At 45.0% G+C, this 17897-nt stretch carries 13 protein-coding genes; 2 read left to right on the top strand and 11 right to left on the bottom strand.

The annotated features are described in order from the left end of the window. Positions 1 to 44 precede the first annotated feature (44 nt). The 3 genes from ISALK_RS02155 to ISALK_RS02165 all read right to left on the bottom strand — a co-directional run bounded on the left by ISALK_RS02155 (position 45) and on the right by ISALK_RS02165 (position 3957). A complete protein-coding gene (locus ISALK_RS02155) occupies positions 45 to 2180 on the bottom strand; it encodes a heavy metal translocating P-type ATPase (RefSeq protein ID WP_160718606.1) in 2136 nt (711 codons plus the stop codon). A gap of 33 nt (positions 2181 to 2213) precedes the next feature. Then, a complete protein-coding gene (locus tag ISALK_RS02160; RefSeq protein WP_160718607.1) occupies positions 2214 to 2588 on the bottom strand; it encodes an ArsR/SmtB family transcription factor in 375 nt (124 codons plus the stop codon). 181 nt (positions 2589 to 2769) lie between these two features. Further along, positions 2770 to 3957, bottom strand: a complete 1188-nt coding sequence (locus tag ISALK_RS02165) for an aminotransferase-like domain-containing protein (protein WP_160718608.1) — start codon at positions 3955 to 3957, stop codon at positions 2770 to 2772. 204 nt (positions 3958 to 4161) lie between these two features. On the opposite strand from ISALK_RS02165, the gene ISALK_RS02170 reads away from it, so the two are divergent. Then, on the top strand, positions 4162 to 5943 hold the full coding sequence (locus tag ISALK_RS02170) for a glycerophosphoryl diester phosphodiesterase membrane domain-containing protein (protein ID WP_160718609.1): 1782 nt from the start codon (positions 4162 to 4164) through the stop codon (positions 5941 to 5943). Between the two features lie 121 nt (positions 5944 to 6064). Here ISALK_RS02170 and katG read toward each other — a convergent pair whose 3' ends face one another. The 6 genes from katG to rlmD form a co-directional block, all read right to left on the bottom strand. Then, positions 6065 to 8260 (bottom strand): catalase/peroxidase HPI, encoded by a 2196-nt coding sequence (katG, locus tag ISALK_RS02175; RefSeq protein ID WP_160718610.1) that lies wholly within the window; start codon positions 8258 to 8260, stop codon positions 6065 to 6067. 159 nt (positions 8261 to 8419) lie between these two features. Continuing rightward, entirely contained in the window at positions 8420 to 9625 is a 1206-nt protein-coding gene (gene dpaL, locus ISALK_RS02180) for a diaminopropionate ammonia-lyase (RefSeq protein WP_160718611.1), read from the bottom strand. A gap of 136 nt (positions 9626 to 9761) precedes the next feature. Beyond that, positions 9762 to 10508, bottom strand: coding sequence for an IclR family transcriptional regulator (locus tag ISALK_RS02185; protein WP_160718612.1), 747 nt, complete (start codon positions 10506 to 10508; stop codon positions 9762 to 9764). 60 nt (positions 10509 to 10568) lie between these two features. Beyond that, positions 10569 to 11948 carry a tryptophanase gene (locus ISALK_RS02190; RefSeq protein WP_160718613.1) on the bottom strand — a complete coding sequence of 460 codons (1380 nt, stop codon included), beginning with the start codon at positions 11946 to 11948 and terminating at the stop codon, positions 10569 to 10571. Positions 11949 to 12223: 275 nt separating this feature from the next. Next, positions 12224 to 13051: an exodeoxyribonuclease III gene (locus ISALK_RS02195; protein WP_160718614.1), complete on the bottom strand. Its 828-nt coding sequence runs from the start codon at positions 13049 to 13051 to the stop codon at positions 12224 to 12226. Positions 13052 to 13117: 66 nt separating this feature from the next. Beyond that, positions 13118 to 14485, bottom strand: coding sequence for a 23S rRNA (uracil(1939)-C(5))-methyltransferase RlmD (gene rlmD / locus ISALK_RS02200; RefSeq protein WP_160718615.1), 1368 nt, complete (start codon positions 14483 to 14485; stop codon positions 13118 to 13120). Between the two features lie 163 nt (positions 14486 to 14648). Between rlmD and ISALK_RS02205 the strand changes: the two genes are divergently transcribed. Next, the gene (locus tag ISALK_RS02205) at positions 14649 to 16064 is read left to right on the top strand and encodes a GerMN domain-containing protein (RefSeq protein ID WP_160718616.1); all 1416 of its coding nucleotides are present in this window, start codon (positions 14649 to 14651) and stop codon (positions 16062 to 16064) included. A gap of 171 nt (positions 16065 to 16235) precedes the next feature. On the opposite strand, the gene ISALK_RS02210 is transcribed toward ISALK_RS02205, so the two are convergent. Both ISALK_RS02210 and ISALK_RS02215 read right to left on the bottom strand, forming a co-directional pair. Further along, positions 16236 to 17249 (bottom strand): aldo/keto reductase, encoded by a 1014-nt coding sequence (locus ISALK_RS02210; protein ID WP_160718617.1) that lies wholly within the window; start codon positions 17247 to 17249, stop codon positions 16236 to 16238. Positions 17250 to 17365: 116 nt separating this feature from the next. After that, positions 17366 to 17887, bottom strand: a complete 522-nt coding sequence (locus ISALK_RS02215) for an FxsA family protein (RefSeq protein WP_160718618.1) — start codon at positions 17885 to 17887, stop codon at positions 17366 to 17368. Positions 17888 to 17897 lie beyond the last annotated feature (10 nt).

The following is a 17897-nucleotide window of genomic DNA, read 5'->3' on the forward strand; positions in this document are numbered from 1 at the left end:
ATACCACCCTTAATAATAAATATCAAACAGAAGTATTCTTCTCCCTAATCATCCTTTCCCTGCATTACCCGCATGGCGTTCAGGATAGCTAACAAGGCGACGCCCACATCGGCAAAAACCGCTTCCCATAATGTAGCCTTCCCCATGGCTCCAAGAATTAAAAACACCAGTTTTACCCCCAGGGCTAAAATAATATTCTGCCAGACGATTTTTCTGGTTCTTCTTCCAATACCTATGGCTTTGGCAATCTTTGAGGGTTCATCATTCATAATGACTAGGTCCGCAGCTTCTATCGCCGCATCGGAGCCGAGGCCGCCCATGGCAACCCCCACATCCGCCCGGGCCAACACCGGGGCATCATTGATTCCGTCCCCGACAAATAGCACTTTCCCTTTGGTGGTTCTGGCGCCTTCAATTTCTTCAAGTTTTTGCACCTTTTGATCCGGAAGCAGTTCCCCATAGACTTTATCAATCCCCAGTTTTCTTCCGATCGCTTCTCCTACAGCCTTACTATCTCCCGTTAACATAACCGTATTTTTAACCCCTAAAGCTTTTAAGGCATCCACCGCTTCTTTTCCATCTTTTTTTATCTCATCGGCAATTTCGATGTATCCCATATATTTTTGGTTTACCGCGATATATATAATAGTTCCCAGGGTTTTAACCCCTTTATACTCGATGTTTTCCCGGTCCATTAACTTACGGTTCCCCGCAAGAATTTCTTCATCCCTGTAATTCACCATAATCCCATGCCCGGGGATTTCCTGATAATTGGAAAGATGTCGGGTCTCGATCTCCCGGTTATAGGCCTCCACCACGGAGATTCCAATAGGATGGTTGGAATACCCTTCGGCATAGGCCGCATATTTCAGCAACTCTTCCCTTTTATTAGCATCCTCCGGCACAATGTCCCGTACCTTGAATACCCCTTCCGTTAAGGTTCCGGTTTTATCAAAAATAACGGTTTCCACATTATTCAGGGCTTCCAGATAGTTGCTGCCTTTAATTAAGATCCCTCTTTTCGAGGCGCCCCCGATCCCTCCGAAAAAGCCCAGGGGAATGGAGATTACCAAGGCGCAGGGACAGGATATTACAAGAAACACCAATCCCCGATAAATCCACTGGGAAAAAAGGGCTCCCGGAAGAACCAAAGGGGGAATGACCGCAAGGAGTAAAGCTGTGATTACCACAACCGGAGTATAGTAGCGGGCAAACTTGGTTATGAAATTCTCCGTAGGCGCCTTTCGACTGCTGGCATTTTCCACTAAATCTAAAATCTTCGATACCGTGGAGTCTTCAAACTCTTTGGTAACGTCCATGGTAAGGACTCCGTTTTTATTAATAAAACCGCTTAAAAGGGTGCTTCCTCCTTTTACTTCCCTTGGGAGGGATTCTCCGGTTAAGGCCGAGGTATCCACCGCGGAGGTTCCCTCTAATACTATCCCGTCAAGGGGCACCCGCTCTCCCGGTTTGATCATAATCCTATCCCCCACTGCCACTTCCTCGGGAGTTACCCTTCGAAGACCCTCCGGGGTTTTAAGATGGGCAAAATCCGGTCGAATATCCATCAATTCCCCAATGGATTTTCTCGAACGGTTCACGGCAATATTCTGAAAATATTCTCCCACACGGTAAAAAAGCATTACCGCTACGGCTTCGGGGTATTCCCCAATGGCAAAGGCTCCCAGGGTGGCGATACTCATTAGGAAATTCTCATCAAACACCTGGCCCCGGGCAATGTTCTTTGCCGCCCGGAGAAGAATTCCTCCCCCTACAATGATATAGCTTAGAACAAACAGTCCCAGACTGAAGTTCTCCGATAGGTTTACGATCATGGCCACGGCAAAAAGTGCCCCTCCAAAACCCAATCGGATTCGATCCTCTTTTGACTGTTCCTGTTCTTTATCATCTTTAAAGGATTTTTCTTTCCCCCTGGCTTTTTCGAACTTTTGAACCCGAACCCCCGGTTCGATGCGGTCCATTATCCTTGCGGCTTCCTTTACAATTTCCGTGATTTCCTGTTTTTCATCGATTTCCAGGGTAAGCTTTTTCGCGATAAAATCCACCCTTGCCTGTTGTACTCCCTGCAGTTTGTTGATTTGGCTTTCCATTTTCTCGGCACAGTTTCCACAACCCAGACCTTCCAGGGCCCATTCTTTTTTGATGGTGTTATGCTTCATGTCTTCTCCTCCTTCGCCCTTTTATTTTCTAGATCAGGCTTTCATTTCGTTGATATGAATTAATCCCTGATCAAAAATTTCTTTCACATGATCATCGTCCAGGGTATAATATACCACCTTTCCCTGTTTTCGATATTTTACCAACCTGGCCTGCTTTAGTACCCGCAATTGATGGGATATTGCCGATTGGCTCATATTTAACAGTACTGCGATGTCACAGACGCACATCTCTGCGGCAAAGAGAGCATATAATATTTTAATCCTTGTGGTATCTCCAAAGACTTTAAACAGCTCGGCTAAATCATACAGCCGCTCGTCTTCGGGCATATTTTCTCCCACTTCATTTACGATGTCATCATGAATAATGGTGCAGTCGCATTTTTCTATTTTGGTTTTCGAATCTTTCATGAGCTTCTCTCCTTTTCATTGTTATGTGTGAGCAAGTATTCATATGTTGATTTCATTATAGTAGCCCCTGCATCCTATGTCAACTATGTACCGTTTAAATTATTAACAAAAAACCGACCGGTTAATTTATCCGGTCGGCATTACCTAACAATTTCTCTATCATCACAGCCAAGAGGACTAACTATGCCTTTTTTTGTATTTCCAGTTCCAGTACCTTCCCTAATCGTTGTATCCCCTCTTGAATTTTATCCTCAGACATCATGGAGTAGTTCAGTCGGAAGGTATTGTCCTTACCTCCATTTGGATAGAAGGACCCCCCGGGCACAAAGGCCACCTTTTCCTCGATGGATTTTTTAAACACTTCCTTTGCATCCATTCCTTCGGGAAGCTCACACCAGGTAAATAAACCGCCTTCAGGATAGGTGTATTTTACGACTTTGGGGAAGTATTCCTTAATGGCCTCCATCATCACATCTCGCCGTTTCCGATAAACATCCTTAATCTTTTCAATATGTTCATCAATGCTGTATACTTCCATAAATTTGTTAATTTCCCGTTGGGTAAGGGTATTGGTATGAAGATCCGCCCCCTGTTTTACGAAAATATACTTTTGCAAGGCTTCTCCGTCCCCTAAGGTCCAACCCACCCGTAATCCGGGACAAAAGATTTTAGAAAAGGTTCCTAAGTAAATTACCCGTCCCTGGGTATCAAAAGACTTAACCGAGGGTGGTCTTTCCCCCTCAAATCGCAATTCTCCGTAGGGATTGTCCTCGATAACGGGAAGATCGAACTCGTTAGCCAGTTCAATTAACCTTTTCCGCCGCTCGATGGACCAGGTCCGCCCCGAAGGATTCTGGAAGTCCGGGATCACATAGATCATTTTAATATTATCCCTTTCCTTTAAGACTTTTTCCAACTCCTCCATGTTCATCCCTTCATGATCCGTATCGATTTCTACGAACTGGGGAGAATAGGATTTTAGTGCATTAATCGCCCCAAGGTAACTGGGGCTCTCGCAGAGCACCACATCCCCTTCGTTCAGAAAGACTTTCCCCGAAAAGTCCAAACCCTGTTGTGATCCGCTGGTAATCAGAATGTTATCCGCCGTGGTTTTCACGCCCACTTCTTCCATTCTTTTTGCGATTTTTTCTCTCAGTGGCAGATATCCTTCCGTACTGCTGTACTGCAGTGCTTTTTCTCCGTCTTCTTCCAATACCCGTTTGGATACGTCGACCATTTCCTTAACGGGAAATAATTCCGGTGCCGGAAGTCCTCCTGCAAAAGAGATGATTTCCGGATTTTCAATGAGTTTTAATATTTCCCGAATCTCCGAAGCCTTAAGTGCCTCCATACGTTTTGCAAATTTCATCAGCCTACCCCTCCATTTTTATTTGGATATCATTATCTTATTATTCAATGCTATTATATCATACTAATAAGTTATTCTGATTGACCCTTCCGATTCTTTCCAACAAAACCCCATTCAGATTTAAGCTGCTTTGATTTGCCTGTGTACTTTCCATTCTACAGGGTATACAAAAGTAATACAGAAAATGCACTCGGAGGGATTCCTATGTTTAAGTTAATCATTAGCAGTTTATGGGATTTTCGAAAATCCTGGAAAAATTATTTGGTTTTCAGTTTATTTTATTTGCTACTAAGCAGTTATGTACTGATCCCTTTTTTGGGCTATTTTTTAAACCGAGTCCTCCTTCTGGTAAGTTCCGGGGTTTTAATCAATTCCGCCGCTTTTTCCCTTCTCCTGGATCCCCGGGGAATTATCGGCCTTATTATACTGTCCACCTTAGCGGTGATCTTTACGGTTATTCAAGTAGGAACCTACATTGTGTTGGCTCATAAGAACAACCGTAATCAAGCTGTTCTCATTTCCGAAGGATTCATAACTTCCATCGTATCCATTAAACGGATGTTGGGTTTAGGGGCCCTTTATCTTGCCCTGCTTTTTTTTCTGATCCTCCCTATTGTGAACATCCCGATAATGCCGGAAATATCGGAGATCATCCAGTTTCCCCAGCTTCTGATGGATACCCTCATGGGAAATATTATAACCCGAAGTCTCTATTTCTTACTGATCGCTCTGTTTATTTACCTTCTTCTTCGATTAATCTTTACGCTGCACGAAGTGCTGATTGAAGATCAAAAAGTATGGACCGGAATGAAAAACAGCTTCCGATTGACAAGGAAAATCAGTTTCAATCTGCTTTTTAAGCTTCTTCTTATGAACTTAATTCTATTTTCCCTGGGAGCACTGTTTTTCACCTTGCTTTCTTCCATAACGGGTTTATTAGATATTCAGGTGAACTATATTCTACGAAATTATCTAATCACCCTAGCCAGTTTGTTAACCTATATTTATTCCCTTTTATTGATCCCCTTAAATATTATTTTTATTACCAAACTCTATGAACAGGCAAAGGGGGAGACTCCAAGGGAGGACCGGCTGAAAACCCATAACCTTTCCTTCCTTGCCAATATTGAACATAAGCTGTTTCGCTTATTGAAAAAGAAAAGAATCCTGCTGCCCGCCATGCTCTTTTTAAGTATCCTGGCCACCTTTTTTACGGGACTGTTTATCAATCAAAACACCATTTATGCCGGTCGGGACGTTGCCGTCATTTCCCACCGGGCCATTGTTCAAGAGGAGTTCGAGAATTCCCTGGAGGGTATCCGGGCCTCCATGGAGGCGGATATTGATATCATCGAATTCGATGTGATGATGACTGAGGATCAGGTTATTGTACTGCATCATGACCGCAGTTTAAGGCGAACTTTTAACCTTCCCTATCAAGTGAACGATCTGACCTACGAAGAACTCCAAAATTTAGAGATCGCTCCTCCCGAAGGCTTTCCGGATCAGGATCCCTTTCTTCCTACCCTGGATGATGCTATGGAAACCGCTTCGGGAGACGCCCATTTACTGATTGATGTAAAAACCAATGGGGATGATGAGGCCTTTGCCCGGGAACTAGTTGATATTATTGAGTATCATGGGATGGAGGAACAAGCCTATGTCCAGTCCTTTAGCAACACCTTCCTTAGCCATGTTCAAGAAATGAACCCGGAAATCATCACCGCCCAGATCATGTATTACACCCTGGGCGACCTTACCTCTTTAGATGTGGATTATTATACCGCCCACCATGGAATGTTGAGTCAAAGTTTCGTTCGACAGGCCCGACAGGACGATAAAGGAATCTGGGTTTGGACAGTGAATACGGAAGAGGCTATTCGTGAGGTTCTTCAATACGATATCGACGGTATTATTACTAATCAGCCCTTACTGGTTAAAGAGGTCCTAGGAAGAAGTGTTGAGGAGGAAGAGGGGGAACATTAATCCTAGCGTTTCCATTGATCCTCTGTCCGCCCTTATCATTATAACATTTTGACAGTCCATAACAAAGGCCCCCTGCAGATACAGGGGGCCTTTTGCTTTTAAATTCTATCCCGTTGATTTTTTAATTCAAATCGAAACGGTCCGCATTCATCACTTTATTCCAGGCCTTTACAAAGTCGTGAACAAATTTATCCTTGCCGTCTTCGCTTCCGTAGACCTCGGCGATTGCCCGAAGTTCCGAGTTGTGGCCGAAGACTAAGTCCACCCTTGTGGCCGTCCATTTCACTGCATCGGATTTCATATCCCGTCCTTCAAAAACCTCCCGATCTTCGGATTTCGGTTTCCACTTGGTCTCCAGATCCAACAGATTTACAAAGAAGTCATTGGTCAGCTTGCCGGGGGTTTCCGTGAAAACCCCATGCTTTTCCCCATTGAAGTTTGCGTCCATAGTCCGCATTCCTCCCACAAGGACGGTCATCTCCGGTGCGGTAAGACCCAGAAGCTGTGCCTTATCAACCAGCATCTCTTCCGCCTTAACCGCATATTTACCCTTCATATAGTTTCTGAATCCGTCGGCCTTCGGTTCCAGTACGTCAAAGGATTCGGCATCGGTCTGCTCTTCCGTGGCATCGGTTCTCCCCGGTGAGAAGGGGACCTTTACGTCAACACCGGCATCCTTAGCCGCTTTTTCAACACCGGCATTTCCTCCAAGGACAATCAGATCCGCTAAGGTGACCTTCTTATTGCCCGATTGCTTTTCATTAAAGGCCTTCTTGATCTTTTCCAGTTCACGGAGGACTCTTTGCAGCTGGTCCGGTTGATTGACCTCCCAGTTCTTCTGGGGAGTCAGGCGTATTCTGGCGCCGTTGGCCCCGCCCCGGTAATCGGAGCCTCTAAAAGTTGAGGCGGCGGACCAGGCGGTGTAGACTAACTCTTGTAAGGTTAAGTCGGAGCTCAGAATGGTTTCTTTCAGCTCCTCAATGTCCTTTTCATCAATCAACTCAAAATCCACCTTGGGCACCGGATCCTGCCAGATAAACTCTTCCTCCGGTACTTCCGGGCCGATGTAACGGCTGATGGGCCCCATATCCCGGTGGGTCAGTTTAAACCATGCCTTTGCAAAGGCATCGGCCAGTTCTTCGGGATTTTCCAAAAAGTGCTTTGCAATAGGCTTATAAATCGGATCCATTCGAAGGGCCATATCCGCTGTGGTCATCATCGGTGCCCACCGTTTATTGGGATTGTGGGCATCAGGCACTTCCGTCTGGGCTTCCGGCTCCACAGGGTGCCACTGCCAGGCACCGGCAGGACTTTTGGATAGATCCCAGTCATATTTAAACAGGGTCTCCAGATAGGTGTTGTCCCATTCGATCGGGGTCTTAGTCCAGGCTCCTTCAATTCCGCTGCTGATGGTGTCCTCTCCGTGTCCCGTGCCCATGCTGTTTTTCCAGCCGAGACCCTGTTCTTCAATGGGGGCCGCTTCCGGCTCCGGTCCTAATTGGTCTGCATCCCCGGCACCGTGGCACTTTCCGAAGGTATGCCCCCCTGCAATCAGGGCTACGGTTTCATAATCGTCCATGGCCATACGGCCAAAGGTATCCCGGATATCCTTTCCCGATTCCACTGCGCTGGGCTTTCCGTTAGGTCCCTCGGGATTTACATAGATCAGCCCCATTTGCACCGCGGCCAAAGGATTTTCCAGGTCACGGTCGCCGGAGTACCGTTCATCTCCCAGCCATTCCTCTTCCGAGCCCCAGTAGGTATCCTCTTCCGGCTCCCAGATGTCTTCTCTTCCCCCGGCAAATCCGATGGTTTTAAAGCCCATGGATTCCAAGGAGCAGTTCCCCGTAAGAATCATCAAATCCGCCCAGGATAACTTGTTTCCGTATTTCTGTTTGATCGGCCATAGAAGTCTTCTGGCTTTATCCAGGTTTACGTTGTCCGGCCAGCTATTAAGGGGCGCAAATCGTTGGTTGCCGGTGTTTCCTCCACCCCGTCCGTCCTGCATCCGGTAGGTTCCCGCACTATGCCATGCCATACGGATCATTAAGGGTCCGTAATGACCGTAATCCGCCGGCCACCATTCCTTAGAGTCCGTCAGCAATTGATATATATCCTTCTTGACTTCATCCAGGTTCAATTTCTTAAATTCCTCTTTGTAATCAAACTCTTCCCCCAGGGGATTCCGTGATACAGGATTCTGATGAAGAATCTTCAGATTTAACTGATCCGGCCACCAATACTTATTTTCCGTTCCCCGTCCTGCTTTTACATTCCCTGTTGCTCCCGTTACGGGACATTTCCCTTGCTCTCCCATAATAAACCTCCTTCATGAATTTTGTTCGTCCGTTGATCTCGATATAGACTTAATTACACATATCTTTCCTATACCCAATTACCGCTGTTGTTTAACAAAATTTCTGATAATTACAGTGGTATTCACCGGACCGTTTTTACGGGCCTCCTCTTGATTGGATTAAACACTGGAATAAAGCCCATCCCAAACAATTTTCCGGTAATGATCCCGGTCCGTATCCCCCTCCGTGGAAATACAAAGGATTTTGGATGCTTCGTTCAGCTTCAACTCTTTCTTCAGATCCGATAGTTCCTCCCGGGCCATCACCTGGGCTACAAGACCCAGCGTTACCCCACCACTTTCCCCGGAGATGATTCTTCGATCCTCTCCCAGGGGATTCCCAAGAATACGCATTCCCTTCGCCGCAATGGTGTCGGGCACCGACAGAAAATGATTTCCGTGATTTTTTAAAATCTCCCAGCCCAGGGTGGAGACCTCACCACAGGCAAGTCCTGCCATAATCGTGTCCAAATCCCCCGTTACCTGTTGTAAACTGCCGTCCCTTGCCCCTGCGGTTTTAAAAACGCAGTCCGCCTTATCCGGCTCCACAATAATGATCTTCGGAGAATTTTCCCCTTGATAGTAATCCGTAAAAAAACCGGTTAATGCCCCGGCCATGGATCCCACCCCCGCTTGCAGGAAAACATGGGTAAGCTCCCGGCCCTTCAGCTGTTCCGTAATTTCATATCCCAGGGTGGTGTACCCTTCCATAATCCACCGGGGAATTTTTTCATAACCCTCCCAAGCGGTATCTTGAATAAGCACCCCGTTGTTTTTTTCCGCCTCTTCCTTTGCAAGCCGCACCGAATCATCATAGTTCCGATCGGTAATATAAGCCTTCGCTCCCAGGTCTCTTATACTGTTTAAGCGCTCCGCCGCGCTCCCCTTGGGAAGGTACACCACACTTTGATATCCCAGCTCCTTCGCCGCCCAGGCTATGCCTCTTCCGTGATTGCCGTCGGTGGCGGTGAAAAAGGTGATCTCGCCGATTTTCTCTTTGATGCTTTTACTCTTCAATAGGTCATAGGATAAGTCTTTAATGTCCATCCCCAGTTGATCTGCAATATAGCTTCCGATGGCATAGGTCCCCCCTAGGGCTTTAAAGGCATTCAGTCCGAATCGGTAACTCTCGTCTTTGACATAAATCCCACTTAATCCTAAGTATTGGGATAGTTCCGAAAGCTCCCGCAGGGGTGTCACCCCGTAATTGGGAAAGGTTTCATGGAACCGTTTCGCTTTCTTACCCATTTTCACCCCAAATTCCCCGGAGGAGGCCTCCTTTTTCTTTTCCCTTTTATTGCTGATCCATTGAATCTCCTTCATCATCCTCACCTTCCCATAATGTATTTTGTCTTTCCCGAAAAATTCTTTTCTTTATATGTGATTATATCCCCAAGGCCTTCTCTTTCCAATAAATAATAAAAAAAACCGAAAAAGAAATCCCTTTCCTTTTCGGGTAGCATTAGAACTTAGATGATATTTCCGATGCGGTCTCCATTACCCGATCAATAAAAAACTGTTCCTTTTCTATACGAAAGGTAGGCACGGAAATACTAACCGCCGCAATACAGTGCACCATTTCATCGAAAATCGGTGCGCCGAAACAGGTAAGGCCCGCCTCCACTTCTTCCCGGTCAATGGCAAAACCATTCTCCCGAACGGTTTGTAAGGATTCCCGGATCTCTTTCCGGTCCGTAAGGGTACGATTGTTATAGGCTTTTAGGGGTTCCTTGGCGTTCATCAATTGATCCAAGCAGCCGTTACTGTTATAGGCCAGCAAACATTTTCCCACAGAGGTGGCATGGAGTTGCCGCTTATCCCCGATATTCGGTACCGCGGAAAATTTTCGTTCGGGATTCGCCTTTAATACCGTTACCGCATAGATTCCCTGGGCAATGGAAATATTAACACTCTCATTGATTTCCTGGGCCAATAACTGGATTACCCCCTGGGCCTGTTTTTCCAGCTGACTGACGGTTTCCGTTTTGCTTCCGATTAAGTAGGGCTTGATGGTCAAATAATACTTCTTCGTTTCCTGTTCCCGGTATACATACCCCGCCTCTTCCAAAGTAATAACCAATCGATGGGTTGTGCTACTGGGAAACTGGAGTCGTTCTCCGATTTCAGTGATGCTCCAGGCCGGCTTCTCCGTGAAAAGCTCCAGAACGTGCAGCGCCTTTGTTACCGATTGGATGCTTCCCTTACTCATAATTCTTCCTCCTTTAGAAAAAAGCCGGAGAATCGCCTCCGGCTTTTATTACCTTCTTACTTATTCAATGGGCTTGAGTTTCGCCGTGAAATGTCTTAAGATCGGAGGCTCCCAGGTAATTTCATATCCCTTTAAGCTGTCGGCCTTTTCTTTAATGGCAATTAAGGCTTCCACAATGACGTCCAGATGAGACTGGGTATAGACTCTTCTCGGTACCGCCAGTCGGGTGAACTCAAACTCCGACTCAATCTGCTCTCCGGTATCGGGATTGTTCCCCATCATATAGGACCCGATGTCGCAGGAACGGATTCCCGCTTCCTTGTAAAGCTCTAGGGCTAAGGTTTGGGCCGGGAACTGATAGTAGGGAATATGGGGAAGCATTTTTTTCGCATCCACAAACAGGGCATGACCCCCTGCCGGAGATTGATGGGCAATGCCCGCTTCCTTCAGTTTCCCCGCAAGGTATTCGATTTGTCCCACCCGGTACTGAAGATAGTCATAGTCCGTTCCTTCTTGTAGTCCGATGGCCATGGCCTCTAAATCCCGGCCCGCCAGGCCTCCGTAGGAAATAAATCCTTCCAGGGGAATGGTTCTGGCTTTCACGGTTTCAAATAAGTCTTCCCGGTCCTTGACTCCGATTAATCCTCCCATGTTGATAATGGCGTCTTTTTTCGCACTCATGGTAAAGACTTCTCCATAACTGAATATTTCTCTTGCAATATCCTTGATGGATTTATTTTCATATCCTTCTTCTCTTTCCTTGATAAAGTAGGCATTTTCCGCGTAACGGGCCGCATCAATGCATACGGGAATATCATATTTTTTCCCAATTTCACTGGTTTCCCGGATGTTTTCCATGGATACCGGTTGACCGCCGGCACTGTTGTTGGTCACCGTAATAATAATCAGCCCCACTTTTTCCCGTCCATGCTCTTCAATTAAGGATACCAGTCGCTTATTGTCCATATTTCCTTTGAAGGGATGGTAGGATTCCGTGTCCGCCGCTTCCTCTATTACGCAATCAATAGCCCTGGCTCCGGCTAATTCCACATGGGCCCGGGTGGTGTCAAAGTGCATGTTGGAAATTGCAACTTTCCCCTCTTGTAAGTACATGGGCATAACCACTTTCTCCGCGGCTCTTCCCTGATGTACCGGTTGGAAATATTCATATCCAAAGATATCTTTAGCGGACTTCATCAGCTCTTTATAACTTCTGGATCCCGAGTAGGCTTCGTCCCCCCGCATCACACCGCTCCACTGCTGATCGCTCATGGCACCGGTCCCGCTGTCGGTTAACAGGTCAATATAGACATCATCGGAATTCAAGGCAAATACGTTGTAGTTTGCCTCTTTGATTTTTTCAATACGCTCTTCCCGGCTTAGGACCTTAATGGGCTCCACCATTTTGATTTTGAAAGGTTCAGCAAAGTACTTTGACATATTGATCGCTCCAATCATCGTTTAGTTTTTATTTAATACCCTCTACTTGTTCCCACATTACGGGAATCATTCCCGCATTATGAATATAATTGAAAGAGAACTTCATCATTCTCTTTCATCTGACTATATTTTATATGATATTGATGAATTTTACAAGGCAAAAAAACAAACGGAGAATTCAGTTTTGAAAAGCCCCGGCGTGGTATCCACGCCGGAGGCCATTACTTGAACTTTTAATTTCGTATAAGCAAATCAGATTTTCTTAGTAAGGATCCCTACAAATCAATTTCAAATAATATGGGCGTGTGGTCTTGTCTTGGACCTGAATCAATCATTTCAGATTTAATAACCCGATCGGCAATACGGTCACTCACCAGCCAATAGTCAATTCTCCATCCTGAATTATTGATTTTACTTGTCTTTGCCCGTTGAGCCCACCAAGTATAAACACCGGTTACATCACCATGAATACGACGAAAGGTATCTGTAAATCCTTTTGCCAAAAGATTTGTGAAGCCTTGCCGTTCCTCATCGGTAAAGCCCGCTGAATTACGATTATTATTAGGATGAGCCAAATCAATTTCTTTATGTGCTACGTTAAAATCACCCGTTGCAATAACATACTTCTTTTTATCCAGATTTGCTAGGTACTCTGCATACTTTTTGTCCCAAATCTGACGTTCTTCTAAACGATTCAAACCATCTCCTGCATTAGGTGTGTAAACTTGTGTTAAGTAGAACTCATCAAACTCTAATGTGATGATTCGCCCCTCAGAGTCCATGGTACTCGGTGCACCAAGTACCGGATAGGTAACGGATGGTTCCAGATCCTTCTTATATAAAAACATGGTACCTGCATAACCCTTGCGGGCCGGCTCCACTGAAACATTCCAAACAATTTCATAGTCAGCAAACTTATCCTTCAAAATTTCTAAATGCTTTTTAGTAGGACCCTTGTTAGGTAACTTTGTTTCCTGTAAGGCAATCACTTCCGGACTATATTCTATAATCCTGTTTAATACATCTCTAGATAATAAAGCACGAGCTGAATCACTTGTTAATGCTGCATTTAATGAATCAATATTCCATGAAATAAACTTCATTGTTTTTCCTCCTTTATATATCACCAACTAAATTTTTCGCATCTGTATCCTAATATAATCATAACTTTACGGTACAATTTTACCACGTTTATACATCAATGCCACACACTCAACATGGCTTGTGTGGGGGAATAGGTCCACCGGTTGAACTTCTTTGGTCTGATAACCCCGTTCTTCTAAATAGGCTAAGTCCCTTGCCAGTGTGGAAGGGTTACAGGAGACGTAAACGATTTTTTTCGGATCCATTTTCACCATGGTCTCCAGTACCGTTTCCTCACACCCCTTTCTCGGGGGGTCCACCACCACTACATCGGCGGTGATGCCTTTTTCGTAAAGTTTCGGTACCACATCCTCTGCGGCGCCCAGTAAAAACTCCGTGTTGGATAGATTGTTCAGTTCCCCATTTTTCTTCGCATCCTCAATGGCTTCGGGAACGATTTCAATGCCGTAAACTTTCTTTGCCTGTTGGGCAAGGAATAAGGAGATGCTTCCGATTCCGCAGTAGAGATCAAATACAGTTTCTTCTCTTTTAAGGTCCGCATAATCCAAAGCTTTTTGATAAAGCACCTGGGTTTGTGTGGGATTTACTTGAAAGAAGGACCGGGGAGAAATGTAAAAGGATAGATCCATTAGCTGATCTACAATGTATCCTTCCCCGTAAAGTGTTGCCGTCTTCTCACCGAAAATTACATTTGTGTTTTTCGTATTAATATTTTGCACCACGGTTTTAAGGTTCTTGACTTCTTTTTTCAACTCCCGGATGAGCTCCTCTTTATAGGGAAGCTCTTTCCCGTTGATGACAAAGATTACCATCACTTCTCCGGTTTTATTACTGACTCGACTGACCATATGCCGCAGGAGACCTTGCCGGCTTTTTTCATCATATACCGTTACTGAGTATTTTCCAATGTACTCTTTGACAATTTTGGTTAATACATCATTGACCGGATGCTGAATATAGCAATGCTCCGTGTTTACAATTTCATGGGTTCCGGTTTTAAAAAATCCCATAACCGGAGTGTTTCCTTCCATGCCGACGGGAAACTGGGCTTTGTTTCGGTAGTGGTAGGGTTCTTTCATTCCCATTGCTGCATGCACCGGTGCATCAATTTTCCCTAATCGCTGTAAGGTTTCCCGAACCCGTCTGGTTTTTATATTCAGTTGCTCTGAGTAATCCAGGCTCATGATTTGACACCCGCCGCAAACCTCGGCAATAGGACAACGGGGGATCACCCGCTGATCGGAAGGCTTTTGTATATCCAGCAGTTTAGCAAATCCGTAGTTCTTTTTCAGTTTCGTAACCTCCACCTTCAGTTCATCTCCAGGAAGACCTCCTTGAATAAATAGGGGGATTCCTTTAACTTTACCGACCCCTTCCCCTTTATGACCGATATCCTCTATGGTTACAGTATATATTCCGTTTTTCTTAAGCATATTTTCACGACTCCTTAATGATTCCTGATTTTCTTTTGATAATTCCATCTTACAACATATTTATAATAAAATCATGGGTAAATTCACATATACGGTTTATTATTATTTCAAAATATTCTATAATAGTACTTAAGTACTTTTAAAGAAGGTGGTGGATAAATGCATGCTTAGAGGAATCGCTAAACTTTTACTTTTAATTATTTTAGTATTTATGGCGACAGGCTTTCCCATATATTTTGACCGCATGGATGCTGAATCTTTCTGGGAGCGGGCTTCTAGCAGGATAGAGTCTCCTGAAGATCCTGAGAGTCCCGAGGCCAACGGCACCTTATATTTTCATCATGATTTAGAACGTCAGTCCGAGGAGTCTTTTCTTCTTCATATGACCATAGAAAACCGAGGAGAAGCGGTAAATTTTCAAGAGGATTTGGTGGATTTAACAATTACTCATGGAGGGCAGCAGTTAAAATCATTAAATCTCAATGATTTTAATATTGATATTCCCTTTGGTGAGACCATTGATCCGGAAGAAACCATTGAGTTTTCCATTGAGCTGGACCGGAGATCCTTAGGTCTTCCTTATGAATCCTATGTTTTGGAAGTTCAACCCCGGAGTGACCTGGCTCCTTTGGATGCCGAGGATCTGGAGCTTGCTTTCTCCTTTGAGGAAAACTTCACCTATTTACCGGCAATTCCAGACATCCCCGGGAGTGAAACCGCTCTAACCCTTTATTTTCCCACAAGTATGGAGGATTACTCCGTACCGGTTACCCGGATTATTCCCTACACATCCATGCAAATTCGCGCCACGGTAGACGGCCTTTTCGATGGTCCCCAGGAAGAGTTAGGCCTTACCGTCCCGGAGGAGGGCATCATGCCTCCTTGGCGAAACCTGGCCTTTGACAATGGTCTGGCCACCATCAATCTCAGTGAGGATTTGGAAGATTTCGATGAAGATGCAACCCTTGGGCAGCAGGCTTATCGAGCCTATGCCTATTCCGTGAACGCAACAAGCTTTACGGATCGTGTACAGTTCACCTTCGATCGCCGCACCCGGGAAGAAGCCTTCGGTGGCTTTGCCGTGGAGGATCCCGTTACCTTGCCGGAAGGACCGGTTATGTACTTCGGATACGAAACCGATACAGAGAGATTCTTACTCGTTCCAAGGTATCTTCAAGAGGATCCGCCCTTTGTGGAAAATCAAAACTATTACAACGAAGATTTTGAATTGGAAGATCCCCAGGGCTTTTATCAATTGTTAAGCTATGCAGGCCATCCCGATTATTATAATGAACAGCAACAACCCCTTATCAAGGATTCAGTTGAACTGAATAGTCTTGAGTTGGAGGACAATACCCTGGAGATTACCTTTGATGAAGGAGCTATGGAATCCATATCCCAGGACGCCGAACAGGCTATGCTGGATGGACTGCTCCTAAGCTTTACCAGCTTTTCCAATGTGGATGCCGTCGTGTTTCATATTACCGATTATGAAGAAGACTCGCTCCATCATTATTCCATCGGAAGCCCCATGGAGGCCCCGAACCATATTAATCCCGAAGAACCAAGGGACGATTAAGTCCCCCTTAGGAAATCGTCTCTCTTAAAAAGAAGGTTGATCTTATCACAGATCAACCTCCTTTTTATCTTTATACATCTTTTATATCTTTAACATCTTTAGTATCTTTAGTATCTTTAACATCTTTAGTATCTTTAACATCTTTAGTATCTTTAATAATCGGATCTCCTTCTAAGCTTGCTCCATAACTTCCTCCACCTCTTCAAGCATTTCCCGTATGGGAAGATCGTAGGGACACCTGGGTTCACAATCCCCGCATTTAATACAGTCGGAAGCTTTTTTATCCAGAGCGTCGTACCTTGTCTTTGCCCATTCCTTAAGATTATACCTTGAATAATAGCCTTCCATTAAGAACTGGGCGGGGATATTAATTCCCACGGCACAGGGGGCACAGTAGCCGCAGCGTCGACAAAACCGGTTGCCCAGTTTCCCTTGGATTTCTTCGATTTTTTCCTGTTCCTGACCGGTTAATCCATAATCCTTCAGGGAAACCGCCGCATTTTCCTTTACCTGAGCTATGGAATCCATCCCGGGTATAATCACCGAGATATTCGGATTGTTTAGAATGTATTTGAGGGCCAAGCTTCCATCCTCTATTGCTCCTCCTGCCAGGGGCTTCATCACAATGACTCCGATGCCCTGTTTCTTGGCTTTTTCAAAAACTTTTTCTCCCTGGCTTTCCACAATATTATAGGGAAACTGAATACTTGCGAACTTTTTACTGTCCACGGCTCTTTCCGCCATATCCACATCGTGTCCCGTAAAGCCGATGGCCTTGATTTTACCGGCTTCCTTTGCCTCCTTCAATGCCTTATAGGCGCCCTTTTCACTCATGATTTCTTCATACTCTTCCATCTTCCGTACGTTATGGAGTTGATATAAGTCGATACAGTGGGTTTGAAGATTGTTCAAGCTGGTTTCAATATCCTTTTTCATCCCCTGATAATCTCTTGCCATGGATTTTGTTGCAAGAACCCATTGATCCCGATTGCCGGCAATGGCTTTTCCGATAACTTCCTCGCTTTTTCCATAGCCCCGGGCGGTATCAATAAAGTTTATCCCTGATTCCAAACAGGTCTTTACAACTTCTATTCCCTCTTCATCACTAATTCGTTGAATGGGGATTCCTCCAAAACCGATAACGGAACCTCCAAATTCCCATTTTCCCAGCATTCTTTTTTCCATATGCTCACTCCTATCACTGTCGTATTCCGAATCTGGCTGGATCTTTTTTTCTTCCTCCTGCTTGCTCAGTAAACCATTTACTCCTTACTCTGTACTGTTTTGTGTAAGAAATCTCTTTATTTTTCTTCCTCATCCTCTACTTCTTCGTAGTCCACATCCTTGACATTCCCAAAATCCCCCCGGGAATTTCCCTGAAAGGGACCATCTTCACCTTTGGAACTTCTTTTATTGGTAAAGTCTCCAGAATCTTTATAATATACATTTACGGTCCCTTCCGTGATCATGGATTTGATTTTTCGTTTAATGGTCTTAATCAAAAACATTCTTGTAAAAGGAATGACCAAAACAAACCCTAAAACATCGGTGAAGATTCCCGGTGTTAATAGCAGGGCTCCTCCCACCAACACACAAAGACCATTGATCAGTTCGTCCCCGGGCATCTTTCCCATGGCCATCTCCCGCTTGATGTTTCCGATGATTTGCCGTCCTTCGCTTTTTGACAGGACCGCCCCCACTACTCCGGTGATAAACACCAGCATAATGGTATTGAAAGCTCCGATCTCATTTCCGATTTGTATTAAAATGTACAACTCTACAATGGGAACCACTGTGAACAGTAGAATTAACCTTCCTAGCATTTTTTCACCT

The sequence above is a fragment of the Isachenkonia alkalipeptolytica genome (assembly GCF_009910325.1).
Taxonomy (GTDB): Bacteria; Bacillota; Clostridia; order Peptostreptococcales; family T1SED10-28; genus Isachenkonia; species Isachenkonia alkalipeptolytica.

What these genes read in the sequence shown, in the direction of transcription:
- ISALK_RS02155 (WP_160718606.1), bottom strand. Translation starts at nt 2,180, where the DNA reads ATGAAGCATAACACCATCAAAAAAGAATGGGCCCTGGAAGGTCTGGGT.
- ISALK_RS02160 (WP_160718607.1), bottom strand. Translation starts at nt 2,588, where the DNA reads ATGAAAGATTCGAAAACCAAAATAGAAAAATGCGACTGCACCATTATT.
- ISALK_RS02165 (WP_160718608.1), bottom strand. Translation starts at nt 3,957, where the DNA reads ATGAAATTTGCAAAACGTATGGAGGCACTTAAGGCTTCGGAGATTCGG.
- ISALK_RS02170 (WP_160718609.1), top strand. Translation starts at nt 4,162, where the DNA reads ATGTTTAAGTTAATCATTAGCAGTTTATGGGATTTTCGAAAATCCTGG.
- katG (WP_160718610.1), bottom strand. Translation starts at nt 8,260, where the DNA reads ATGGGAGAGCAAGGGAAATGTCCCGTAACGGGAGCAACAGGGAATGTA.
- dpaL (WP_160718611.1), bottom strand. Translation starts at nt 9,625, where the DNA reads ATGATGAAGGAGATTCAATGGATCAGCAATAAAAGGGAAAAGAAAAAG.
- ISALK_RS02185 (WP_160718612.1), bottom strand. Translation starts at nt 10,508, where the DNA reads ATGAGTAAGGGAAGCATCCAATCGGTAACAAAGGCGCTGCACGTTCTG.
- ISALK_RS02190 (WP_160718613.1), bottom strand. Translation starts at nt 11,948, where the DNA reads ATGTCAAAGTACTTTGCTGAACCTTTCAAAATCAAAATGGTGGAGCCC.
- ISALK_RS02195 (WP_160718614.1), bottom strand. Translation starts at nt 13,051, where the DNA reads ATGAAGTTTATTTCATGGAATATTGATTCATTAAATGCAGCATTAACA.
- rlmD (WP_160718615.1), bottom strand. Translation starts at nt 14,485, where the DNA reads ATGCTTAAGAAAAACGGAATATATACTGTAACCATAGAGGATATCGGT.
- ISALK_RS02205 (WP_160718616.1), top strand. Translation starts at nt 14,649, where the DNA reads ATGCTTAGAGGAATCGCTAAACTTTTACTTTTAATTATTTTAGTATTT.
- ISALK_RS02210 (WP_160718617.1), bottom strand. Translation starts at nt 17,249, where the DNA reads ATGGAAAAAAGAATGCTGGGAAAATGGGAATTTGGAGGTTCCGTTATC.
- ISALK_RS02215 (WP_160718618.1), bottom strand. Translation starts at nt 17,887, where the DNA reads ATGCTAGGAAGGTTAATTCTACTGTTCACAGTGGTTCCCATTGTAGAG.